The 18,802-nt window shown below is 62.6% G+C and carries 25 protein-coding genes and 1 other RNA gene; 10 read left to right on the top strand and 16 right to left on the bottom strand.

Translation table 11 applies throughout. From position 1 onward, the window contains the following. Positions 1-12: 12 nt before the first annotated feature. Positions 13-783 (top strand): SDR family oxidoreductase, encoded by a 771-nt coding sequence (locus PYR64_RS10250; protein WP_110506023.1) that lies wholly within the window; start codon positions 13-15, stop codon positions 781-783. Then, on the top strand, positions 783-1,835 hold the full coding sequence (locus PYR64_RS10245) for an L-idonate 5-dehydrogenase (protein WP_275779753.1): 1,053 nt from the start codon (positions 783-785) through the stop codon (positions 1,833-1,835). Before PYR64_RS10250 ends, PYR64_RS10245 begins: the two co-directional genes overlap by 1 nt. On the opposite strand, the gene PYR64_RS10240 is transcribed toward PYR64_RS10245, so the two are convergent. Then, complete coding sequence (locus PYR64_RS10240) at positions 1,832-2,560, bottom strand: FCD domain-containing protein (protein ID WP_026267183.1); 729 nt, start codon at positions 2,558-2,560, stop codon at positions 1,832-1,834. The two genes, PYR64_RS10245 and PYR64_RS10240, sit on opposite strands and share 4 nt — an antisense overlap. Positions 2,561-2,812: 252 nt before the next feature. Between PYR64_RS10240 and gndA the strand changes: the two genes are divergently transcribed. Both gndA and PYR64_RS10230 read left to right on the top strand, forming a co-directional pair. After that, positions 2,813-4,249, top strand: a complete 1,437-nt coding sequence (gene gndA / locus PYR64_RS10235) for an NADP-dependent phosphogluconate dehydrogenase (RefSeq protein WP_018777865.1) — start codon at positions 2,813-2,815, stop codon at positions 4,247-4,249. A 124-nt stretch (positions 4,250-4,373) separates the two neighbouring features. Beyond that, positions 4,374-5,213: an oxidoreductase gene (locus tag PYR64_RS10230; protein ID WP_064722270.1), complete on the top strand. Its 840-nt coding sequence runs from the start codon at positions 4,374-4,376 to the stop codon at positions 5,211-5,213. On the opposite strand, the gene epsC is transcribed toward PYR64_RS10230, so the two are convergent. From epsC to msrA, 3 genes are all read right to left on the bottom strand, one after another. Further along, positions 5,210-5,794 (bottom strand): serine O-acetyltransferase EpsC, encoded by a 585-nt coding sequence (epsC, locus tag PYR64_RS10225; RefSeq protein ID WP_018777863.1) that lies wholly within the window; start codon positions 5,792-5,794, stop codon positions 5,210-5,212. The genes PYR64_RS10230 and epsC overlap by 4 nt on opposite strands. A gap of 41 nt (positions 5,795-5,835) precedes the next feature. Next, positions 5,836-6,771: a cysteine synthase A gene (gene cysK, locus PYR64_RS10220; protein WP_018777862.1), complete on the bottom strand. Its 936-nt coding sequence runs from the start codon at positions 6,769-6,771 to the stop codon at positions 5,836-5,838. 67 nt (positions 6,772-6,838) lie between these two features. After that, a complete protein-coding gene (msrA, locus tag PYR64_RS10215; RefSeq protein ID WP_018777861.1) occupies positions 6,839-7,363 on the bottom strand; it encodes a peptide-methionine (S)-S-oxide reductase MsrA in 525 nt (174 codons plus the stop codon). Positions 7,364-7,487: 124 nt separating this feature from the next. Here msrA and PYR64_RS10210 point away from each other — a divergent pair, with 124 nt between their 5' ends. Both PYR64_RS10210 and PYR64_RS10205 read left to right on the top strand, forming a co-directional pair. Then, a complete protein-coding gene (locus PYR64_RS10210; RefSeq protein ID WP_064722268.1) occupies positions 7,488-8,414 on the top strand; it encodes a Nif3-like dinuclear metal center hexameric protein in 927 nt (308 codons plus the stop codon). A 58-nt stretch (positions 8,415-8,472) separates the two neighbouring features. Further along, positions 8,473-9,210: a C4-type zinc ribbon domain-containing protein gene (locus tag PYR64_RS10205; protein ID WP_018777859.1), complete on the top strand. Its 738-nt coding sequence runs from the start codon at positions 8,473-8,475 to the stop codon at positions 9,208-9,210. A gap of 18 nt (positions 9,211-9,228) precedes the next feature. Here PYR64_RS10205 and PYR64_RS10200 read toward each other — a convergent pair whose 3' ends face one another. Next, on the bottom strand, positions 9,229-9,993 hold the full coding sequence (locus PYR64_RS10200) for a peroxide stress protein YaaA (protein ID WP_275779748.1): 765 nt from the start codon (positions 9,991-9,993) through the stop codon (positions 9,229-9,231). A 57-nt stretch (positions 9,994-10,050) separates the two neighbouring features. Between PYR64_RS10200 and rnpB the strand changes: the two genes are divergently transcribed. Further along, positions 10,051-10,437, top strand: an RNA gene (rnpB, locus tag PYR64_RS10195) — RNase P RNA component class A. 144 nt (positions 10,438-10,581) lie between these two features. Here the strand turns inward: rnpB and PYR64_RS10190 are convergent. Continuing rightward, positions 10,582-10,962, bottom strand: coding sequence for a hypothetical protein (locus tag PYR64_RS10190; RefSeq protein WP_275779746.1), 381 nt, complete (start codon positions 10,960-10,962; stop codon positions 10,582-10,584). A gap of 35 nt (positions 10,963-10,997) precedes the next feature. On the opposite strand from PYR64_RS10190, the gene PYR64_RS10185 reads away from it, so the two are divergent. The 3 genes from PYR64_RS10185 to PYR64_RS10175 all read left to right on the top strand — a co-directional run bounded on the left by PYR64_RS10185 (position 10,998) and on the right by PYR64_RS10175 (position 13,018). Continuing rightward, positions 10,998-11,144 (top strand): hypothetical protein, encoded by a 147-nt coding sequence (locus PYR64_RS10185; RefSeq protein ID WP_275779745.1) that lies wholly within the window; start codon positions 10,998-11,000, stop codon positions 11,142-11,144. Continuing rightward, on the top strand, positions 11,141-11,875 hold the full coding sequence (locus tag PYR64_RS10180) for a hypothetical protein (protein WP_275779743.1): 735 nt from the start codon (positions 11,141-11,143) through the stop codon (positions 11,873-11,875). Before PYR64_RS10185 ends, PYR64_RS10180 begins: the two co-directional genes overlap by 4 nt. 411 nt (positions 11,876-12,286) lie before the next feature. Continuing rightward, positions 12,287-13,018, top strand: coding sequence for an SGNH/GDSL hydrolase family protein (locus tag PYR64_RS10175; protein ID WP_275779741.1), 732 nt, complete (start codon positions 12,287-12,289; stop codon positions 13,016-13,018). On the opposite strand, the gene PYR64_RS10170 is transcribed toward PYR64_RS10175, so the two are convergent. From PYR64_RS10170 to PYR64_RS10125, 10 genes are read right to left on the bottom strand one after another with little or no spacing between them, the layout of a single operon-like run. Next, complete coding sequence (locus tag PYR64_RS10170; RefSeq protein ID WP_275779739.1) at positions 13,015-14,250, bottom strand: GDSL-type esterase/lipase family protein; 1,236 nt, start codon at positions 14,248-14,250, stop codon at positions 13,015-13,017. The two genes, PYR64_RS10175 and PYR64_RS10170, sit on opposite strands and share 4 nt — an antisense overlap. Before the next feature lie 2 nt (positions 14,251-14,252). Next, on the bottom strand, positions 14,253-14,615 hold the full coding sequence (locus PYR64_RS10165) for a hypothetical protein (protein ID WP_275779737.1): 363 nt from the start codon (positions 14,613-14,615) through the stop codon (positions 14,253-14,255). Positions 14,616-14,640: 25 nt separating this feature from the next. Next, positions 14,641-14,916 carry a hypothetical protein gene (locus PYR64_RS10160; protein WP_275779735.1) on the bottom strand — a complete coding sequence of 92 codons (276 nt, stop codon included), beginning with the start codon at positions 14,914-14,916 and terminating at the stop codon, positions 14,641-14,643. A gap of 20 nt (positions 14,917-14,936) precedes the next feature. Beyond that, positions 14,937-15,272: a hypothetical protein gene (locus PYR64_RS10155; protein WP_275779733.1), complete on the bottom strand. Its 336-nt coding sequence runs from the start codon at positions 15,270-15,272 to the stop codon at positions 14,937-14,939. Positions 15,273-15,275: 3 nt separating this feature from the next. Beyond that, a complete protein-coding gene (locus PYR64_RS10150) occupies positions 15,276-15,650 on the bottom strand; it encodes a hypothetical protein (RefSeq protein WP_275779731.1) in 375 nt (124 codons plus the stop codon). A gap of 11 nt (positions 15,651-15,661) precedes the next feature. Beyond that, complete coding sequence (locus tag PYR64_RS10145) at positions 15,662-16,141, bottom strand: hypothetical protein (RefSeq protein ID WP_275779729.1); 480 nt, start codon at positions 16,139-16,141, stop codon at positions 15,662-15,664. Next, positions 16,138-16,896, bottom strand: a complete 759-nt coding sequence (locus PYR64_RS10140) for a hypothetical protein (RefSeq protein WP_275779727.1) — start codon at positions 16,894-16,896, stop codon at positions 16,138-16,140. The genes PYR64_RS10145 and PYR64_RS10140 overlap by 4 nt, the downstream gene beginning before the upstream one ends. Next, positions 16,880-17,200: a hypothetical protein gene (locus PYR64_RS10135; RefSeq protein ID WP_275779725.1), complete on the bottom strand. Its 321-nt coding sequence runs from the start codon at positions 17,198-17,200 to the stop codon at positions 16,880-16,882. Before PYR64_RS10135 ends, PYR64_RS10140 begins: the two co-directional genes overlap by 17 nt. A gap of 28 nt (positions 17,201-17,228) precedes the next feature. After that, entirely contained in the window at positions 17,229-17,831 is a 603-nt protein-coding gene (locus tag PYR64_RS10130) for a hypothetical protein (RefSeq protein WP_275779724.1), read from the bottom strand. Position 17,832: 1 nt separating this feature from the next. After that, positions 17,833-18,789 (bottom strand): hypothetical protein, encoded by a 957-nt coding sequence (locus PYR64_RS10125; protein ID WP_275779722.1) that lies wholly within the window; start codon positions 18,787-18,789, stop codon positions 17,833-17,835. Positions 18,790-18,802 lie beyond the last annotated feature (13 nt).

Below are 18,802 nucleotides of genomic sequence, written 5' to 3'. Positions count from 1 at the left end.
GACGAACAAACCATGAGTGCACTTTTCGATCTGACCGGGCGGGTTGCCTTGGTCACTGGTTCAAGCCGGGGGATAGGCAACGCCCTTGCCCGCGGCCTCGCCGATGCCGGCGCCACGGTTGTGCTGAACGGCATCAACACTGAACGGCTTGAGGCATCACACCTGGCGATGGCCGCAGAGTATCCGGATGGGAGAGTCCACAGCCGGGCTTTCGACGTGACGGACGCCGATTCTGCCGCTGAAGGGGTCGCCTGGGTGGAGCAAAACGTTGGGCCTCTGGACATCCTGGTGAACAACGCCGGCATCCAGCACCGGGTGCCCATGCTGGACCTTGATGTCAAGGACTGGGACCGGGTCATCACCACGGATCTCACCAGCGCTTTCCTTGTGGGCCGGGAAGCCGCCCGGCACATGATCCCCAGGGGCCACGGCAAGATCATCAATATCTGTTCGGTCCAGACGGACCTGGCCCGTCCCACGATCGCGCCGTACGTCGCCGCGAAGGGCGGCTTGCGCAACCTCACCCGGGCCATGACCGCCGAGTGGGCCGCATCCGGCTTGCAGATCAACGGAATCGCCCCAGGCTACATCCACACCGAAATGACGCAGAACCTGGTCGATGACGCCGACTTCAACTCCTGGATCCTGGGACGCACCCCGGCCAACAGGTGGGGAACCACTGCGGACCTTGCCGGCCCCACGGTATGGCTCGCATCGCAGGCATCGAACTTCGTGAACGGCCAGACGATTTTCGTCGACGGCGGAATGACGGTGGTGGTCTGATGAGCATCAACCTCCCTGCATCCGGTCCGGCAGTTGTAGCCCATGGCAAAGGCGATCTTCGCATCGAGGACATCCCCCTGGCAGCACCGCAACCCAACGAGTCCATCGTGGAGATTGCCTATGGCGGGATCTGTGGTTCGGACCTCCATTACTGGCTGCACGGCGCCGCGGGCGAGTCCATTCTCAAAGAACCGATGGTCCTCGGCCACGAGATCGTTGGGGTTGTCCTCCAGCAGGCAGCCGATGGTACGGGTCCTGCAGCGGGCACGCCTGTGACTGTCCACCCTGCCACCCCGGCACCCGGCGACGTCCGGTACCCCGAGGACCGGCCAAATCTCTCGCCGGGGTGCACCTACCTTGGAAGTGCGGCACGCTATCCGCACACCGACGGCGCCTTCAGCCGCTACGCCAATCTGCCCGCCAGGATGCTCCGTCCCTTGCCGGAAAATCTGGACCTTCGCACGGCGGCGCTTGTGGAACCGGCCAGCGTCGCTTGGCACGCGGTCTCCCGCGCCGGCGACGTTCGGGGAAAAACGGCACTCGTGATCGGCAGCGGTCCGATCGGAGCCCTGGCGGTGGCCGTGCTGAAGCGCGCCGGCGCTGCCCGGATTGTCGCCGTCGACATGCATGACAAGCCGTTGGAGATCGCCCGGTCTGTCGGTGCCGACGCCGTCCTCAAGGGTGATGACGCGGACGCCATCGCGGCGGTGGACGCCGACGTCGTCATTGAATCCTCAGGGAGCCACTACGGATTGGCCTCGGCCATCAAGGGTGCCACCCGTGGCGGCAAGGTGGTGATGGTGGGTCTTTTGCCGTCGGGACCCCAACCGGTGTTCATTTCCCTCGCCATAACCCGCGAGCTGGAGCTCCTGGGCTCATTCCGCTTCAACGACGAGATCGACGACGTCATCGCGGCCCTGGCTGACGGATCCATGTTTGCCGACCCCGTTGTGACGCACGAATTCGATCTCGCCCACGGCCTGGAGGCTTTCGAAGTGGCGAAGAATTCGGCCGAGTCCGGCAAGGTTTTGCTGAACTTCCGGAACGGCTAATTCCTGGCCACAGGGACGAAGACGCGGGGCTGGTCGTCCCAGCTGGGTGCCAGCTCCGCGATCGTCTGGCGCATGATCCTGGCAGCGGCGTCGCGGGCCACCGCACCGTCGCCGGCGTCGATGGCGTGGGCCACGTCCATGTGCCATTGGAGGGCTTCCTTCTGGGGATGCTCGGGCATGAGGCCGTGGACGGTCCGGCCCGTGAGGGTTTCGGTGACCTGGCCAATGAGGTTGGCGAACATCTCGTTGCCCGATCCGGACAACACCAGGGCATGGAAGCGGATGTCGAGGTCAAGGAATCTTGCCATATCCCCGGCGTCTCCCGCTTCCTTCATGGCGAGGGAAATGCCCACCAGTTCCTGCCGCAGGCTCTCGGGTGCGTTGCCGGCGGCGAGTTCGGCGGCTACGGGCTCGACGGCGGAGCGCAGCTCGGCCAACGACCGCAACTGCGCGCCGCGGCCTTCGCCCGCGAGACGCCACCGGATGACCAGGGGATCGAAGGGATTCCAGCGGTGGGCAGGAAGGACACGGATGCCGACCCGCTTGATCGTTTCCACAAGCCCGAGTGATTGGAGGACACGCACGGCTTCACGCACCACGGAACGGGAGACGTTGAGTTCGTCTTCCAAATGCTCAGCCAACATCACGTGTCCCGTGGGAAGGGCGCCACCCACAATCCGGGTCCCCAAATGCTCAACGGCGCGGTGGTGAAGGCTGGTTGACATAGAGGTAAGCATAGTGGCGCGGGGCGACCGGGGATGCCGGTATCCGTGCCGGGAACGCATTCCGTGCCGCCTCAGCAGCCGCCGGGCATCATAGACTGTTTATGACGCGGCAGCTTCCACAACGTGGGCGCCGCTTTCCCGCCCAAGGTTTATATACGTATGGTTTATTACAGCCCCTGGTTTTGAAATCGCTTCCCGCGTGCCCCCATGGCTACGTCGGGACTGTTTGCACACGAACGAATTGGAGTTTTGATGTCAGCACACATCGGTGTCACCGGCCTTGCGGTGATGGGCGCCAACCTGGCCCGCAACCTCGCACGCAACGGCTTCACCGTGGCTCTCCACAACCGCTCCGTGGAAAAGACTGACGCCCTGCTGGAAAAGCACGGCACGGAAGGCGACTTCATCCGCACGGAAACGCTGCAGGAACTCGTCGACTCCCTCGAAAAGCCCCGCCGCGTCCTCATCATGGTCAAGGCAGGCGCCCCCGTCGACAACGTCATCGAGCAGCTGGAACCGCTGCTCGAGGCCGGCGACATCATCATCGACGCAGGCAACTCGCACTACGAGGACACCCGCCGCCGCGAAGCAGCGCTGGCCAAGAAGGACCTTCACTTCGTCGGTGTCGGTGTTTCCGGTGGTGAAGAAGGCGCGCTGAATGGCCCCTCCATCATGCCCGGCGGCTCCCGTGAGTCCTACGACGCGCTCGGCCCGCTCCTGGAAAAGATTTCCGCCAAGGTCGACGGCGAACCCTGCTGTGCTTGGATCGGCACCGATGGCGCCGGCCACTTCGTCAAGATGGTCCACAACGGCATCGAATACGCCGACATGCAGGTCATCGGCGAAGCATTCGACCTTCTCCGCTCCGGTGCAGGTATTGAGCCCGCCGAACAGTCCAAGATCTTCGCTGAGTGGAACAAGGGCGATCTGTCCTCGTTCCTGATCGAAATCTCCGCTGAGGTTCTCGGCCACGTCGATGCCAAGACCGGCAAGCCGTTCGTTGATGTCGTCGTTGACGCTGCAGGCCAGAAGGGCACCGGCCGCTGGACGGTCATCTCCGCCCTTGAACTCGGCTCACCGGTCTCCGGCATTGCAGAGTCCGTGTTTGCCCGCGCGCTGTCCTCCCAGACCGAGCAGCGCAAGCTCGGCCAGGAGCTGCTCGCCGGTGAAGAGGCTTCCGTGGAAATCCCGGAGACGTTCGTCGAGGACGTCCGCCAGGCACTCTACGCCTCCAAGCTCGTGTCCTACGCACAGGGCCTGGACATGCTGACCTCCGCAGCCAAGGAATACGGCTGGGACCTCAAGCTGGACGAGATCGCTTCCCTGTGGCGTGCAGGCTGCATCATCCGTGCAGAGCTGCTCAAGGACATCACTAAGGCCTACGCTGCCGATGAGAAGCCCGCGAACCTGCTGTTTGCACCGGCCTTCACGAAGGCCATCGCAGAGGCACTTCCGGCCTGGCGCCGCGTTGTGGCCACGGCCGTGCAGCTGGGCATTCCGGTACCGGTGTTCTCCTCCTCCCTGGCTTACTACGACGGCCTCCGCCGCAAGCGGGTCGCCGCCGCCCTGATCCAGGGACAGCGCGACCTCTTCGGTGCACACACCTACGGCCGAGTAGACACCGAGGGCACGTTCCACACCCTGTGGGGCGAAGACAAGTCCGAGATCTCGGCTGTCGACACCCACTAATAGCCACGTGGGTCACTAACACCACCGCGCAAAGGCCGGTTCCTTCCTATTACGCTGGAAGGAGCCGGCCTTTGCCGTAACGGAGCTCCCGTTCAGGTGCTGGGCCACCAGCAAAGGACAGACAATGCCAGCCAGCATCGCACTTGTTACAGGCGCCTCCACGGGTATCGGATTCGCGACGGCCCTTGCCCTGGCAGGGGCGGGCTTCACTGTCTACGCAGGTGCGCGTCGCGTCGACATGATGGAGCCCCTGAAGGACCACGGGATAACCGTACTGTCGCTCGACGTGACCTCCGAGGAATCGATGATGTCAGCGGTCGCGCAAGTGGAAGCCGCCCACGGACGCGTGGACGTGCTGGTCAACAACGCAGGCTATGGTTCCTACGGCTCCCTTGAAGAGGTCCCCCTGGCCGAGGGGAGGCGGCAATTCGACGTCAATGTCCTGGGCCTTGCAAGGATGACCCAGCTGGTTCTTCCGCAGATGCGGGCGGCAGGGAAAGGCAGGATCATCAATGTCACATCCATCGGGGGAAAGATCTACGAGCCCCTGGGCGCTTGGTACCACGGCACCAAGTTTGCCGTGGAGGGGATGAGCGACTCGCTGCGCCTGGAACTGAAGCCGCACGGCATCGACGTCGTCATCATCGAACCGTCAGGGACCGACACCGAGTGGGGCACCATCGCCGGCGAGGGGCTGCTGGCCACGTCAGGCGATGGCCCGTACGCCGATCAAGCGCATATTGTTGCCGCAGCGCTGGCATCCACCTCGGGTGACGGCCACGTGCTTTCAACTCCGGCAACGGTGGTGGCAAAAGCCATCGTCCGGGCAGCAAAGGCAAAACGCCCCAGGACCCGCTACCCGGTAGGGCGGGGGGCCTGGAGCGTTCTGGCAATGCGAAGGATTCTTCCGGACAGGGCGTTCGACGCCGTGTTCCTGAACTTCTACAAAGGACTGGCCGGCTAGATGCGGTATTCGATGTAGTACTCGGCCGGATCCACTGCAGGCTTCGTCTCGGACCTGGCGTCCCGGTGCCGCCAGGTCGCCGGAATTCCAGTGATGATCGACTCCGGTGGAGCGTCCTTCACTACTACGGCATTCGCACCAACAGCACTGTCTGCTCCGATGGTGATGGGGCCCAATACTTTCGCGCCGGCACCAATGGTCACCCTGTCACCGATGGTGGGGTGGCGCTTGACCTTGGCCAGGGAGCGGCCGCCGAGCGTGACACCGTGGTAGATCATCACGTCATCGCCGATTTCCGATGTCTCACCGATGACGACGCCCATGCCGTGGTCGATAAAGAACCTGCGGCCAATCGTGGCCCCGGGGTGGATCTCGATGCCCGTCAGGAACCTCGCGAGCTGCGAAATCAGGCGCGCCGGAAAACGGAGCGCCGGGTTTTGCCAGAGCTTGTGGGTCAGGCGGTGCGCCCAGATGGCATGCAATCCGGAGTAGGCGAAAAAGTTCTCAAAAGAACCTCGCGCCGCCGGGTCGTGGGACCGGGCGGCGTCGAGGTCTTCCTTAAGTCTTGCGAAGAAGCTCACAAAGACCTTTCTACAGGAAATGAAGGTGTGCAGGCGTTGTGTTAGCCGCGGATGTCATCGAACAGCACGGTGGAGATGTAACGCTCCCCGAAGTCACAGACGACGGCCACGATCAGCTTGCCGGCATTCTCCGGACGCTTTGCGAGTTCGAGCGCGGCCCACACGATGGCACCGGAGGAGATGCCGCCGAGGATGCCTTCGCGGGCACCGAGGTCCCGGGCAACCCGCACGGAGTCCTCAAGGGTGGCGTCAAGGACTTCGTCGTAGACGTTGGTGTCCAGGATCTCGGGCACGAAGTTGGCGCCGATTCCCTGGATCTTGTGGGGACCGGGAGCGCCACCGTTGAGGATGGCCGAATCCTTGGGTTCGACGGCAACAATCTGGACTCCGGGCTTGCGTTCCTTGAGGACCTGGCCCACGCCGGTGATGGTGCCACCGGTTCCCACGCCTGCTACGAAGATGTCAACTTCGCCGTCGGTGTCGTTCCAGACTTCCTCGGCCGTGGTGGCGCGGTGGATCGCCGGGTTGGCCTCGTTGGCGAACTGCTGGGCCCAGATGGAGTTCTCCGTGTTGGCGACGATCTCCTGGGCCTTCTCGACGGCCCCACGCATGCCTTCGGAACCCGGGGTCAGGACAATTTCGGCACCGTAAGCGCGCAGCATGACACGGCGTTCGGTGGACATGGTTTCGGGCATGGTCAGGATGACCTTGTAGCCGCGTGCCGCGCCCACGAGTGCGAGGGCAATGCCCGTGTTGCCTGAGGTACCCTCGACGATCGTTCCGCCCGGCTTCAAGGCACCGGACTTTTCGGCGGCGTCAATGATGGCTACACCAATGCGGTCCTTGACGCTGTTGGCGGGGTTGTAGAACTCAAGCTTGACGGCAACCTGGGCGTCAAGGCCCTCGGTGAGCCGGTTCAATCGAACCAGCGGGGTGCGGCCGACCAGCTGAGTAACGTCGTCGTAGATCCTTGCCATAAAAATTTACGCCTATCTCTGAAGAGGGATTGCTGAGGTCAGCCTAACCAGCCGGATCGAAACCCTGCTAAGCAGTAAGCCATGCAGAGTAATATTTCCTGGCCTTTGCCAGCTTGGGGTTAATGATCACCTGGCAGTATCCCTGGTACGGAAACTTTGCATAGTAATTCTGGTGGACTTCCTCGGCCTCGTAGAAGTCCGGGAGCGGCACCACTTCAGTCACAATCGGGTCGGACCACAAGGCCTGGGCGCGTTCGATGGCTTCCTCGAACAAGACCTTCTCCTCGGTGGTGGTGTAGAACATCGAGGACCGGTACTGGGTCCCGACGTCGTAGCCCTGCCGGTTCAGGGTGGTGGGGTCGTGCAGGGCGAAGAACATGTCCAGGATGACTTCTTCCGGAACAACAGTTTCATCGAATGTCACCGCAACCACCTCCGCGTGACCGGTGGTCCCGGAGCACACTTCGTAGTAATCGGGATTGCGGACGTGGCCGCCGGTGTAGCCGGAGACAACCGAGCTGACCCCGCGGGTTTTCTGGTAAACGGCATCCAGGCACCAGAAGCAGCCGCCGCCAAGTACGAAAGTTTTCATGTTCTCTTCAATGGTTGGGATGGCCTGATGATTCCCGCTTCACCTTACGGGAGAATTACGGCACCGGGCAGCTGCACAAGTGACCAGGACTGCCTGAACCGGCCCGGTAGTGAAGAATAGGGATATGGAAGCAGTGAACACTGGCATTTCTGATGCGGATTCCGTCGAAGATGACGAAACAGAACACGAAGAAACAGTTGGGGCCAGCGGCGAACCTACCCTCGGCCAGGTGTTGTTGGCTGTTGAAGAACTCTGGCCCGAGTCCCTCGCCGAGGATTGGGACGAAGTCGGCCTGGTTGTCGGGCGCCCCACGGTCCCGGTGACCAAAGTCCTCTTTGCCGTGGATCCCACCCTGGCCGTTATCGATGAAGCCATCGAATGGGGTGCCGGGCTCCTTATTACCCATCACCCCCTGTTGCTCAAAGGGGTGAACTCCGTTGCCGCAACGTCGGCCAAGGGCCTCGCTGTCCACCGATTGATCGAAGCGGGCACTGGCCTGCTTACCGTGCACACGAATGGTGACTCAGCCGTTGGCGGAGTGTCGGACGTCCTGGCAGATGCCTTCGGTCTGGAGAACGTGGCGCCCCTGACCCAGGCATCCAACGGATTGCCGGAAGAAGGAATCGGCAGGGTGGGCGATCTTCCGGAGCTTGAAACCCTGGGCGACTTTGCGGCCCGTGTCTTTGAAATGCTGCCCGCCGTGGCGGGCGGGGTCCGGGTTGCCGGCGACAAAGACGGCCTGGTGCGGCGTGTTGCCGTCTGCGGCGGCGCCGGGGACAGTTTGTTCGACGCCGTCCGGGCCAACCATGCCGATGTGTACGTCACAGCGGACATGCGGCATCATCCGGCCTCCGAAGCGCGTGAGGGGGCCACCAACGGGCGGCCGTACCTGATTGACGTATCGCACTTTGCGAGTGAATGGCTGTGGCTTCCAGCCGCCGCAGAAGCGTTGGGCAACGTGCTCGCTGACCAGGGCTACGACGTCGATATCCGCGTCAGCAGTACCAACAGTGACCCTTGGGACTTCATACTGACTCCCGGCGGCGACTAGAGTCTAGGAAAGGGCCGGACCTGATCTCCAGGACCGGCGGCGACAAGCGGAGGTAAGCGTGGCGAAAGCAGCACCGGCAGAACAATTGAAATTGCTTGAACTGCAGGGGCTGGATGCCAAGCTCAAGTCGTTGGCCGGCCGCCGGAAGGTGCTGGAAAACGATCCCCGCATCACTGACCTGACGGACGCCCTCAGTGTGGCCAACGGTGAACTCGGGGCGGCCAAAATCGCTGTCCATGACGCCGAAGCCGAACTGCGCCGCGCGGAAGCCGACGTCGAACAGGTTGCGTCCCGCATCGAGCGCGATGAAACCCGGCTGAACAGCGGAACCGGGTTGTCCAAGGACCTGGTGGCGCTGCAGAACGACATCGCCTCGCTGAACAAGCGCCGTTCGGACCTCGAAGACGTTGAGCTTGAGATCCTGGAGCGCCTGGACACCCTGCGTGAACGCCAGGCTGCCCAGCAAGCCATTGTTGACGACATCCAGGGTTCGTTCGGCAGCATCCGCTCTGAACTGGACGAAGCGATCGCGGAGATCGCGGCCGAGGAGACAGTGGTTCGCGGGCAACGGGCTGTGTTCGCCGAGGCGCTGGACCCGGGGATGCTCGCGGTGTACGAGAAGACCATCGCCAAGCGTGGAGTCGGTGCTGCCCGGCTGTTCCACGGAAAGTCCGAAGGCTCGGGGATGATGCTCAGCCCAGGTGACCTTGCCGAGGTCAAAGCCGCAGCGGAGGACGACATCGTTTTCTGCCCGGACTCCGGCGTCATCCTGGTCCGTTCAGCGGAGTGGAACTGACCTGACCCGGGCACGGCCTTAGTTGGACAGAATGATGTTCAGGGCGTGTGGCTTCCGGGCGGTGCCCTCAACCACTTCGGCGGTCCGGATTTCGCTGGCGGCCTTCAGGAGCTGATCCGGAGTTTCCGGAGCCTTGCCGCGCCTGGTCAGCAGATGCCGTGCCAACTCACCCCTGGTGTGCTTGGCGAAGTGGCTCACCACGGTGCGCTTGCCGTTCGCCTCGTTGAACACATTGACGTTCACCGTCTGTGCGACCGGGGGAGCCCACGCTGCGGCGTAGGTGCTGGAGCGGCAGTCCACCAGCAGTTCGCCGTCGACCCGCTGGGCGAGGGCGGCGTTCAGTTGCGGCTTCCAATAGGAGGCGAGGCGTCCGACGTCGGGCAGTGCCGTTCCCATCGACAGACGGTAGGCGGGCACGTGGTCACCAAAGCCAATAGCTCCCCACAAAGCGGAAACAACCAGGATGGACTCCGTCGCCTTGCGGCGCTGGGCCGGCGTCATGCTCTTGAAGCCGAGGGCGTCGTACAGGACCCCTGAGTAGACCTGGTGCGCGGGAGCCGCCGGTTCGGCGTGCAGCCGGGTATTACGTTCGACGTCGTCCCGCAGCGAGGCGCCGACGCCCAGTAACGCCAGGGCGTCCTCGTGCGCGCTCACTGTCCCCAGAGCTTCAAGGACCTTGGCCCGGTACGGGTTCAGTTCCGGGAAGCTCAGCGACTCCCATTCGATGGCAGGTCCTTTGAGGGCGGGGGTTTTGCCTTCTGAGGGCGGCAGGAGAATCAGCACCAGTCGATATTACCGGTGACTTGGGCCGTCCTGGACGCCGGTAGACTGTACGGCGGATGGGTTGACCAGGCGGCCGCGCGTCACGAAAGTGGCTCGAGGAACGTCCGGGCTCCACAGAGCAGGGTGGTGGGTAACGCCCACTCGGGGTAACCCGCAGGCCAGTGCCACAGAGAACAGACCGCCTGCGTCCCGGTATTGCACCGGGGCAGCAGGTAAGGGTGAAACGGTGGTGTAAGAGACCACCAGCTCCCTGGGTGACCGGGGAGGCTAGGTAAACCCCACCCGGAGCAAGGCCAGACAGGACACGTTCGAGGGCTGCTCGCCCGAGTGTCCGGGTAGGCTGCTGGAGGGCGTCGGCAACGGCGTTCGTAGATGGATGGCCGCCTCTCCCTTTCCGGTAACGGAAGGGGATGACAGAACCCGGCGTATCGGTCAACCCATCCATTCTAAGGGGTCAGGTTTCCCGTGATTTCGCGGGAGTTGGCCCCTTTTTGGTGCGGTTATCCGGGCCTCCGCGCTTCTTTCTGCTTCGGCTTGTTTACGCGTATTTCTTCGGCTTATTCCCGGGAAAAACTCCCTGAAACCTCCCTAGCCGCCATGGAGCCCTGACTCCCGTGCGACCCGGGCAAGGATCCTGTCGGCGTACTCGCGCAGGTGCACCCAGATATCCTCCTCACGGTCCGCGACCCGGTCCCGGATCTCCCTGACCAACGACACGGGCGTCTTCGGGTTGGACAGCACCCGGCCAAGGACCTGCGCGTTATCGAACGTCGCCGCCCACGCCAGATGTTCCGGAGTGACGCTCTGCCGGCCCAGCACACCGAGCACCACCTCCAGATGAGCGTCCGGCTTCATCAGAGCCGCCAACACCTCCGGGCGCCCGGTAGACCGGGAGAGGACCGCCACAGCCGCCCTCCAATCCCCAGCCAGAGCCGCTGCCTCAAACTTCTTCGCGTCATATCCAGTCATGCAATCCATGATCCCAAGCCCAATAGGATGGTCCAGTGGAAGTCACGATCACCATCCAAAACGCCGAAGGCGAACTAGGCACCGTCAGCGCCGTCGGCAAAGACTACGAGACCGCACTGGCGGACGCCCGGGCCATGGTCCCCGAGGGCTGCCACGCGATGTCAATTCGAGTGTCCCGATGAAAAACACGGATGTTCATTGGGAGCGTATCCGCCATTCGGTGTGGGCGGGGGTCTACCTGAGTGAGATCTACTGGCTGGCGCGAGACACTGCCCACCACTGTGAGGCGATCTTCGAAGATGTAAAAGCTCCTCCGAACGCCGCGGATAGCTACTTTCTAGTTGACCGCGAGCTCCACATGCGTATCTACCAGATTCTCAACAACGCGGCTCGCATCGCCGCCTTTCTCAAGCAGCGAGGCAAACGCAACCAAAGCGCAGGGCAATACGCAATCCAGCAGGAGCGAGTCAAATGGCTTAGATCGGTATTTGACGGGGTTGAAACAACCGAAATCTCCCACGCACGAGTCCGAAACTCGCTTGAGCATTTCGACGAGTACATAGACGAGACTGCGCTCAAGAGCAGCCGAGGTGACATTCCGAAGCCGACGTTTTTCCCAATGGATATGGCCTTCGGGCAGGCCGGAACCATGGATCGTTTTGCTGCCGGGAGGTTATCCAATGCGCACAGCTACCCCCTGCGCGTGTATCTGGCAGACGAGCGGACGTTCGTTAACTGTGGGCAAAAGGTCAGTCTTGACGCGATTGCACGGGAGAGCTCAGCCATCGTCGCCAGACTCCATGCCATGTCACCAATGCGCTTTCGACCCCTTGCTGATACCTCGGCAGAGGCAGGTGCGACAATTCTCGTCGTCTCGAAAGACCACTACGACAGGGAGCGCGCAGATTACTGATAAGGGGACGCAAAACACCCCCGCTCTCCAGAGGGGAGAACGGGGGTGTTACAGGCTGTTCAGATGGCCAGGATTTCTTCACCGTTGTCGAGCTCGTCAAACTTTGGGCCCACCCACGAACATCCATTTGCCGCGCAACTAAAGTAGTTGGTTCGCTCGCGAAGGCCAGCAATGTGCGACGTTGGTCCCCATCTCGATGGATTCGCGCTAATCGTTTCTAGTCCACATTCTGGACACGCTTCGGGCTTCGATATCGTCATAGAAGAATTCTAGCGATGCCACGGCACGTAACCGGTCTTATGTTGCCCTTCAACCGAATGGGCGTCTTGATGACTTGCGCGATACTGGGGAGTGTGTAGGAGCCAGTATCATTGGCCCTGACTCGTATCACGAATTTGGGGGACCCACGCCGTGGCTCGGAAGAAGAAGCAGACTCTCGCCATCATCCTGGTAGCCATTCTTGCTCTGGCATCTGTTGGGATAGTCGGCTTGGCAGTTGCCAAGACGGAGTCGGCCAAGTCCACTGCCGTTTTCACTCCGCCACCAAACACTGAAATCCCGCCCATTCCCATGGCTCTCTGGGTAGGTGACAGCTACACCGAAGGCACTGGCGTTCGTGAAGCTGCGCAGGCGTACCCCTCGGCAACGTCCAGAAGCCTGGGCTACATGCCAATTATCGACGCTCAGGGCGGGACCGGCTTCGTCAATGATGGCAAGAAGAACGTCGCAACCAACGTTCCGATGGCTGACCGCTTGCAGAAGACTAGCGCCACTCCAAAGCTCGTAGTGATCGACGGCGGACGCAATGATGGTGTCGCTGATTTCAACACTGTAGTGAAGCCTGCTGTCACGTCCTACCTTGATGCCGTGAAGGCAAAGTGGCCGGACGCCACCATCGTTCTCATCGTCCCTTACTACATCGAGGGCAAAGGCGTGTTCCGCTCATTCACGAACTTCTACGCTGAGGAAGCCAAGCGCATCGGCGCGTTGGCCATCGATCCCATGGCCGAAGGGTGGTTCGCCGGAATGAACACTGCGCCGTTGATCTACACAGACAAGATCCACCCGAACGAGGCGGGCCATAAACTCCTGGCTGAGAAGTTTACGGCCCGCCTGAAAGAGCTTGGCGTTTCCGCCGTCTAGGACTGCCCGTAGGCTCCGGCGATGGCTTGGAACAATCGCCGGGCGATGTACTTGTGGCCCTCGTGGGTTGGGTGGACGCCATCTGTTCCGATGAAGAAGTCAGCGTTCCCATCGTTCGTGAGGGCGCCAGCTTTTCCGTTGCCGTAGATGATCCCGGCGAGGTCCACGAACTTGCGTCCCTTGGCTTCTGTTCCCGCTTTGATGGCTGCGTTCTGCGCCGTGAAGCCAGTCTTTGTCATGGTCCCAGTGACATAAACCTCCGGCACAGTTGCGCAGGCATCCAATGCGGACTCTACGGCCGCCTGAACGCCGGTGGCGGTCGGGTCGTTGCGGGAGCCCATGAAGATGATCACGTCAGGGTTCATTGCCATGACCGCTGAGACTCGCGCTCCGAAATGTGAAACGGTTTCGCCTGCCGCCTGGGCCACCCAGCCAGTCCCTCCGATGCCTGCAAGGATCACCTGATCAGCGCCCATCAGGTAGGCCAGTCGCAGTGCATATGTCTCGGAGTATGTGGCGCCGCCCGGAGAGACGCCAGACCCGTTGGTGAACGAGTCGCCGATGATTGCGATGCGTCGCTTGATGGCGTTCGTGGGCCGGATGACGCTGTGCCCCGTAGTTACCTGCACGCCTCCGAAAGCGCCGTTTGGCGGGTTGAAAGCGATGAACTGGATGCGCCGATACCCTGTCGAGGGGAACGTCAGGCGCATTCGCGTCCATGATCCAGATGCAGTAGTTGAGGGAGTGCGGGTCTCGGCCACCCATCGCCCATTGACGAGGATGATCCCTTGGTCAGGATTGGCGAAGCCTGCGCGGGACTTTAGCTGAATGACATCCGAGGTGGTTTCGAACTCGACAGAGAAAGGCCATGATGCTGCCTGTGATGCGCCGCCTGGCTTGAGTTCCGTCTGCACGAACTGCGTGGGGTCTGCGGGCGTTGCGATGGCATTAGGGAATCCGAAGTACCGAAAATGCGTATCACCGTCCATGTCCAGCGCACCGGCAGCTACATCGCCCACACGCTTTGGAGCTACGAGCGTGCCATATCCGGTGGCATCGAACGTGATGACCGGAGTGTCGGCTGCGGGCGGTGGGGTGAAAGCGTCCGAAACCCAGCGGTCCAGCATGCGTGAACCGATGACCTTTCCCGCTAGGTCAGGGAGACCGTTTCGCGGTGCAAAGGTTGCCTTCAACTCGGCGCGTGAGGTGGGTGGTACGTCAAGGATGCCCATAGTTAGCTCACCACAATCTGGGGGACGTTGGTCGCGGCGCCGTTCGCGTTCCGCGTGATGGCCGGCTGCGTGAAGGTCTTAGTTGCAGGAGAGCCGTACGTGATGTTGTAGGCGTTCACGGCGCCGGTTGCGTGCCTCGCTGTGATGGTCAGGGTTCCCGGCGTTCCGTCAGGCCACTGCACGGCTGCGCTCGTGACCTGGTCCGAGCCGTCTACAGTGATGGCGCCGACGATCAGCAGGTCGGGGTTCTTGGCAGCCTGCTTGAGTCCGACATAAGTGGCATTCAGTGCCGTGTCCGCGAGGCGTGCGGGGAGGTTCCCGTCAGCGACCTTGACGTCGTCCGGGAGGGTTAGGTCATCCCCCACGGATACAATCCTGTTGACCATTCGGTCACTCTCCAATCAGGTAAAGGCCGGGATGGTCCGGGTCGGCGGTGAAGGCCGGGCCAGCGAAGTAATACAGGCCCGGGTGGAGCGGGTCTTCGGACAGGCCCGGCCCGCCCGCGCCGGCGTTGATAGCCGCCTCTGCTTTTCCGAGCCTGTCCAGAGCTGCGGCGTGGAGGTCCTGTGACCGTTGGGCATTCGTCGCGATATGGTTCTCACCATTCCGGACAGGGTCATTGCCGTCCGGTTTCTTGAAACCCAGCGGCGTGGTTTCTACGGCCACAGGGGCCTCCTGTTCAGTTGTTAGGCGCGGTGGGCCGGTTCGTCGTCATCCTCAGCGGCGGGCTGGTTCCCGACCTTCTCGAGGATGCTGGCCCACCAGCGAAGCATGGTCGTGTACGCGAGCTGCTGCAATCCGTAGAAGACGAGGAACGCGTTCAGATAGTCCTCGATGCTGACCAGCACCAGGCGGCCACGCAGCACGATGTACACCGCGGCCAGCAACACACTCACAAGGATCGGCACAGCCACCCTGACCAGCCGCGACCAAGACTCACGCTTCGCCCACGCAATCGCCAACGGGGAGAAGATCGCCAAGGCCGCCGTCACGGCAGTGATCAGAAGCTCAGTGTTCTCCACGACTCAGCCCTCCTTGGTGATCGGCGTGATTTCGAAGGTGGGCATGTTGTCCGCGATGGCCTTCTCGATCCGGTCATAATCGATGACCACCGTGGCGCCCGACGCTGTGGCCGCCAGGATCTGCTGCAAGATGGCGCGGTCCGCCCGCTGGTTCGCCTCGATCCGGGCGAGGGCCTGCGCGTTGAAAGCGAGCTGCCCGTAAGCGCTGGTCTTGTACTTGCCCCAATCGATCTGCGCGTTCCAGAGAGCGTCCACCGGCGCTTTCTCGATCTGCTGCTCAATGGAGAGCCCATCCTTCATGGACGGCCCGCCCTCCACGAGCGCTTGCGGCACAAACGTGAGACGTTGCTGGTTGTTCATTTCCGGGAGCTTGCCCATGATTTTTTCCTTTACGGGAGAGGGATGCCAAGGTCGACAAGCACACGCTCATCGTCCGTATAAGAGGGGGCCGGGGTGACTTCGCCGGCGTACTCGATGGAATCGCTGACTTCCACCACGCGGACCCGCTCGATGTCCTCGGACCAGCCAAGGTAAGTGAGCGGCAGGCCCCAGTACGCGTAGTACGCCATCAGATCGGCGAGGTTCGGGTGATGGTGGGGGACTGTGGACGGGTCCGAGGTTGAGAAGATGGAACCGTCCGGAGCGCGAAGAACCACATGCCCCAGCGGTTCGTCCTTCATGAAGAACCAGAGCGGCACCCAGGCGTTCGGGAAGTTCTGGTCCTGGTGCTTGTACTGGGCGTTCACCCACCCTGCAGTGGCGGACGGATAAACGCCCGGCTTGATGCCGAAGGTTTCACGCACGTACTGGAGGCACCAACCCGGCTTGCACGGGATGTTCGGGTTGGGTGTGATCAGTTGTTTTGTCATGACGTGCCTCCGGCCGGTGCAGGCCCTGCTGCAGCGCATGTGTAGGTGCTGGAGCCGGGCGGGTTTGGTGTGCACGTGTACGTCGTGCCGAGAGTGTCAGTGAAGGTGAACGACGACGGCGAGGTGCCGTCTTTGCCGTCCACGCCGTTGGTGCCGTTCGCCCCACTAGCGCCGGTCGCTCCAGCAGGCCCAGCAGGACCGATAGGACCCATCGGGCCAGGTTCGCCCTCTGGTCCGGGCGGGCCAGGCACGGTGGAGTCCGCGCCGTTCAGGCCATCCACACCATGGGCCCCCGCAGCTCCGGACGCACCAGCCGCGCCAGTGTCACCCTTGGGTCCAGCGGTACCCTGCACGCCTTGCACGCCCTGCGGACCCGGTAACCCTTGGTCACCCTTCGGCCCGGGAATGCCCTGCAACCCCTGAACCCCTTGCGGGCCCTGGCTCGGTTCCGTCGCGGCTTTCTCCAGATTCCGGCACGTCTCCGATGCGGCCGCCGTCTGATCAGCGGACTGGCAAAGATTGTCCGTGGCCGCCTGAGCCAGGTCCTTCTTCTCCTGCTCCTGCCCGGCACCATACTGCGCATTCACCACAGCCAAGCGGTGATTATCCGACGCCAGCCAAACAGCAAATACCACCACAGCCAGCAGCACCAGCGACAGGCCAGCGAGGATAAGCATGGTTCGCTTCGCGGCCCGTCGGGACTTCGCCGCCTCCGCCTGCGCGGCTTCGAGCTCCGGATCATTCAGTGTCGTCATGGTCATCCTCCGGCCAGTCGGCGGGGTCGGGTTGGATGTCATTCACAAGGAGCTGTTCCCGCCACCTACCGGCAGCCGCCTTGATCCGTGAGTTGTAGCGCTTGTTCCGGCGCCGTTCCTTGTCGAAGTCGTCAGCCTGCTTCTGCAACTGTCCTTCGAGGGAAGCGACCCGGGCTTTCAGGAGATCCTCCACGGCCACCTCCCGGCGTTCACGCTTCTTGTCCGCCCGGTCGATGAGCTTCCACGCCCCGCCACCGAAAGCGATGAGCAGCCCCCCAAGGGCCGTGATGGTCGCAGCGTCCACACGCCCGCCCCTCCTGTCATTCCGGCCTCTACGAGTTCCAAGAGAGGCCGCCGAGGTTGAAGATCATCGTTCCGACCGGCTTAGACGGCACGGCGACGAGGAAACTGATCTTGATCTTCCCGGCCGGTGTGACACGGACGTTGCAGGTGTAGGCGTTGACCAGCAGGGTGAACAGCTCGGACGAACCCTTCGGGGCGTAGGCCACGTCAAACTCGGCCAATGTGTACTCCGTGGCCGAGTTGCCGGGATCGAGCATGTCGTAATTCACGGGGACGTTGTTCGCCAAACCGCCCTGCAAACTCACCCGCCGCCCGGACCGGGACACCCCGGCAGCCTTCACAGCCTCACCGAAGTACGTGCCAACCTGCCGGTACGTGCTCGTGAACGTCAGAGTGAGTGGTGCTTTCGGCAGCCACACCCCGTCGCTGGCGTCCCAAATATCAACCGGCTGGCCTTCAAGGTCGAGCCGTTGAACGCTGCGGCCGTCCCACTTGTCGAGGCCGTCCCGCTGCGCCTGCGACGTAACGAGGGTCGCGCCAGGCACCTGCTTGAACGCGTCCGCGTAATCGTCGGTGAGGTTGTACTCATCCGAGTTGGTGGGCACTTCAATGCCGTTGTCGAGGGTCTGCACCTTAGGCGCTCCAATCCATGATGAGTTTGCCCACTTGGGGGTCTTTGAGCCGGGACAGGAACCCGATGTATGGGTCACCGGCGATGCTGATCCCGCCGCCGGCGGCGAGGGTCGGGCCGAAGGTCAGAGGGAGGTTCACGTATCCGCCTTGGAAGCCAGGGTCTACGACGACGTCGAACGGGCCGACTACGCGGGCGACGTCACCGCCGGGCCGGGCGCTGGAGGTGTGCGCGCAGATATGGATCGTCGCCGCTGCGTTGTTGCTGCCAACTGGCTCGCGGGCTGGTATCCAGAACTTGATGGCGGTAATTGTTTTGCCCTGCAACGCTGGCCGGGGCGCGCCGTAGAACCATGAGCCGGTGAGTGTTTGCCCGGCCCAGAACCCGGAGTACACGTACTCGCCGCCGTTCTGGGACTTCGCCCACCGGCCCCATCCGCCAACACCCCACGTGTCTGAAGCCGTGACCAGCAGCGTTTCCGTGCCGGTCACGACGGCGGGCGGGGGAGGTGGTGGCGGCGCTGGTGGTGGGGTGGCCTGCGACTGGATCTTCCCGATGATCGTTGGCGTGGCAGCGTCCCACGTCAGGTAGATCGGGTCGCCGGGTGAGTACGAACCGATGAAACGATCGGTGGTGTACGTGACCCCGTCCGAGCCGATAAACACGATGGTCGTCGCCAGCCCTGCCGGGATGACTTCCTGGGCGATTCCCGTAGAGGGTCGGGGCTGGTCCGTGTACCCGCCAATCACCAACGCCGAGGACAGGCCCTTACCGTCCGTGGTGAAATCCACGACGATCTTCCCGCCCTGTAACGGCTGGATCGGGTCCAGCCAGCGGGCCATGATCGGTTTGCCACGGATGACCGCCCACCACTCGGCGCCGTCGAAGTACGCGGTGCCGAACTCACGTGACGTCCCACCCGGGGGGATCTCGCCCATCGTGCCGGTCAAAGCCACCATCGCGTTACCCCCA

The sequence above is a fragment of the Paenarthrobacter sp. Y-19 genome, from assembly GCF_029223985.1.
Classification (GTDB): Bacteria; Actinomycetota; Actinomycetes; order Actinomycetales; family Micrococcaceae; genus Arthrobacter; species Arthrobacter nicotinovorans.
The sequence above is the reverse complement of the archived record's forward strand: the minus strand, read 5'-3'. Positions and strand labels throughout refer to the sequence as shown.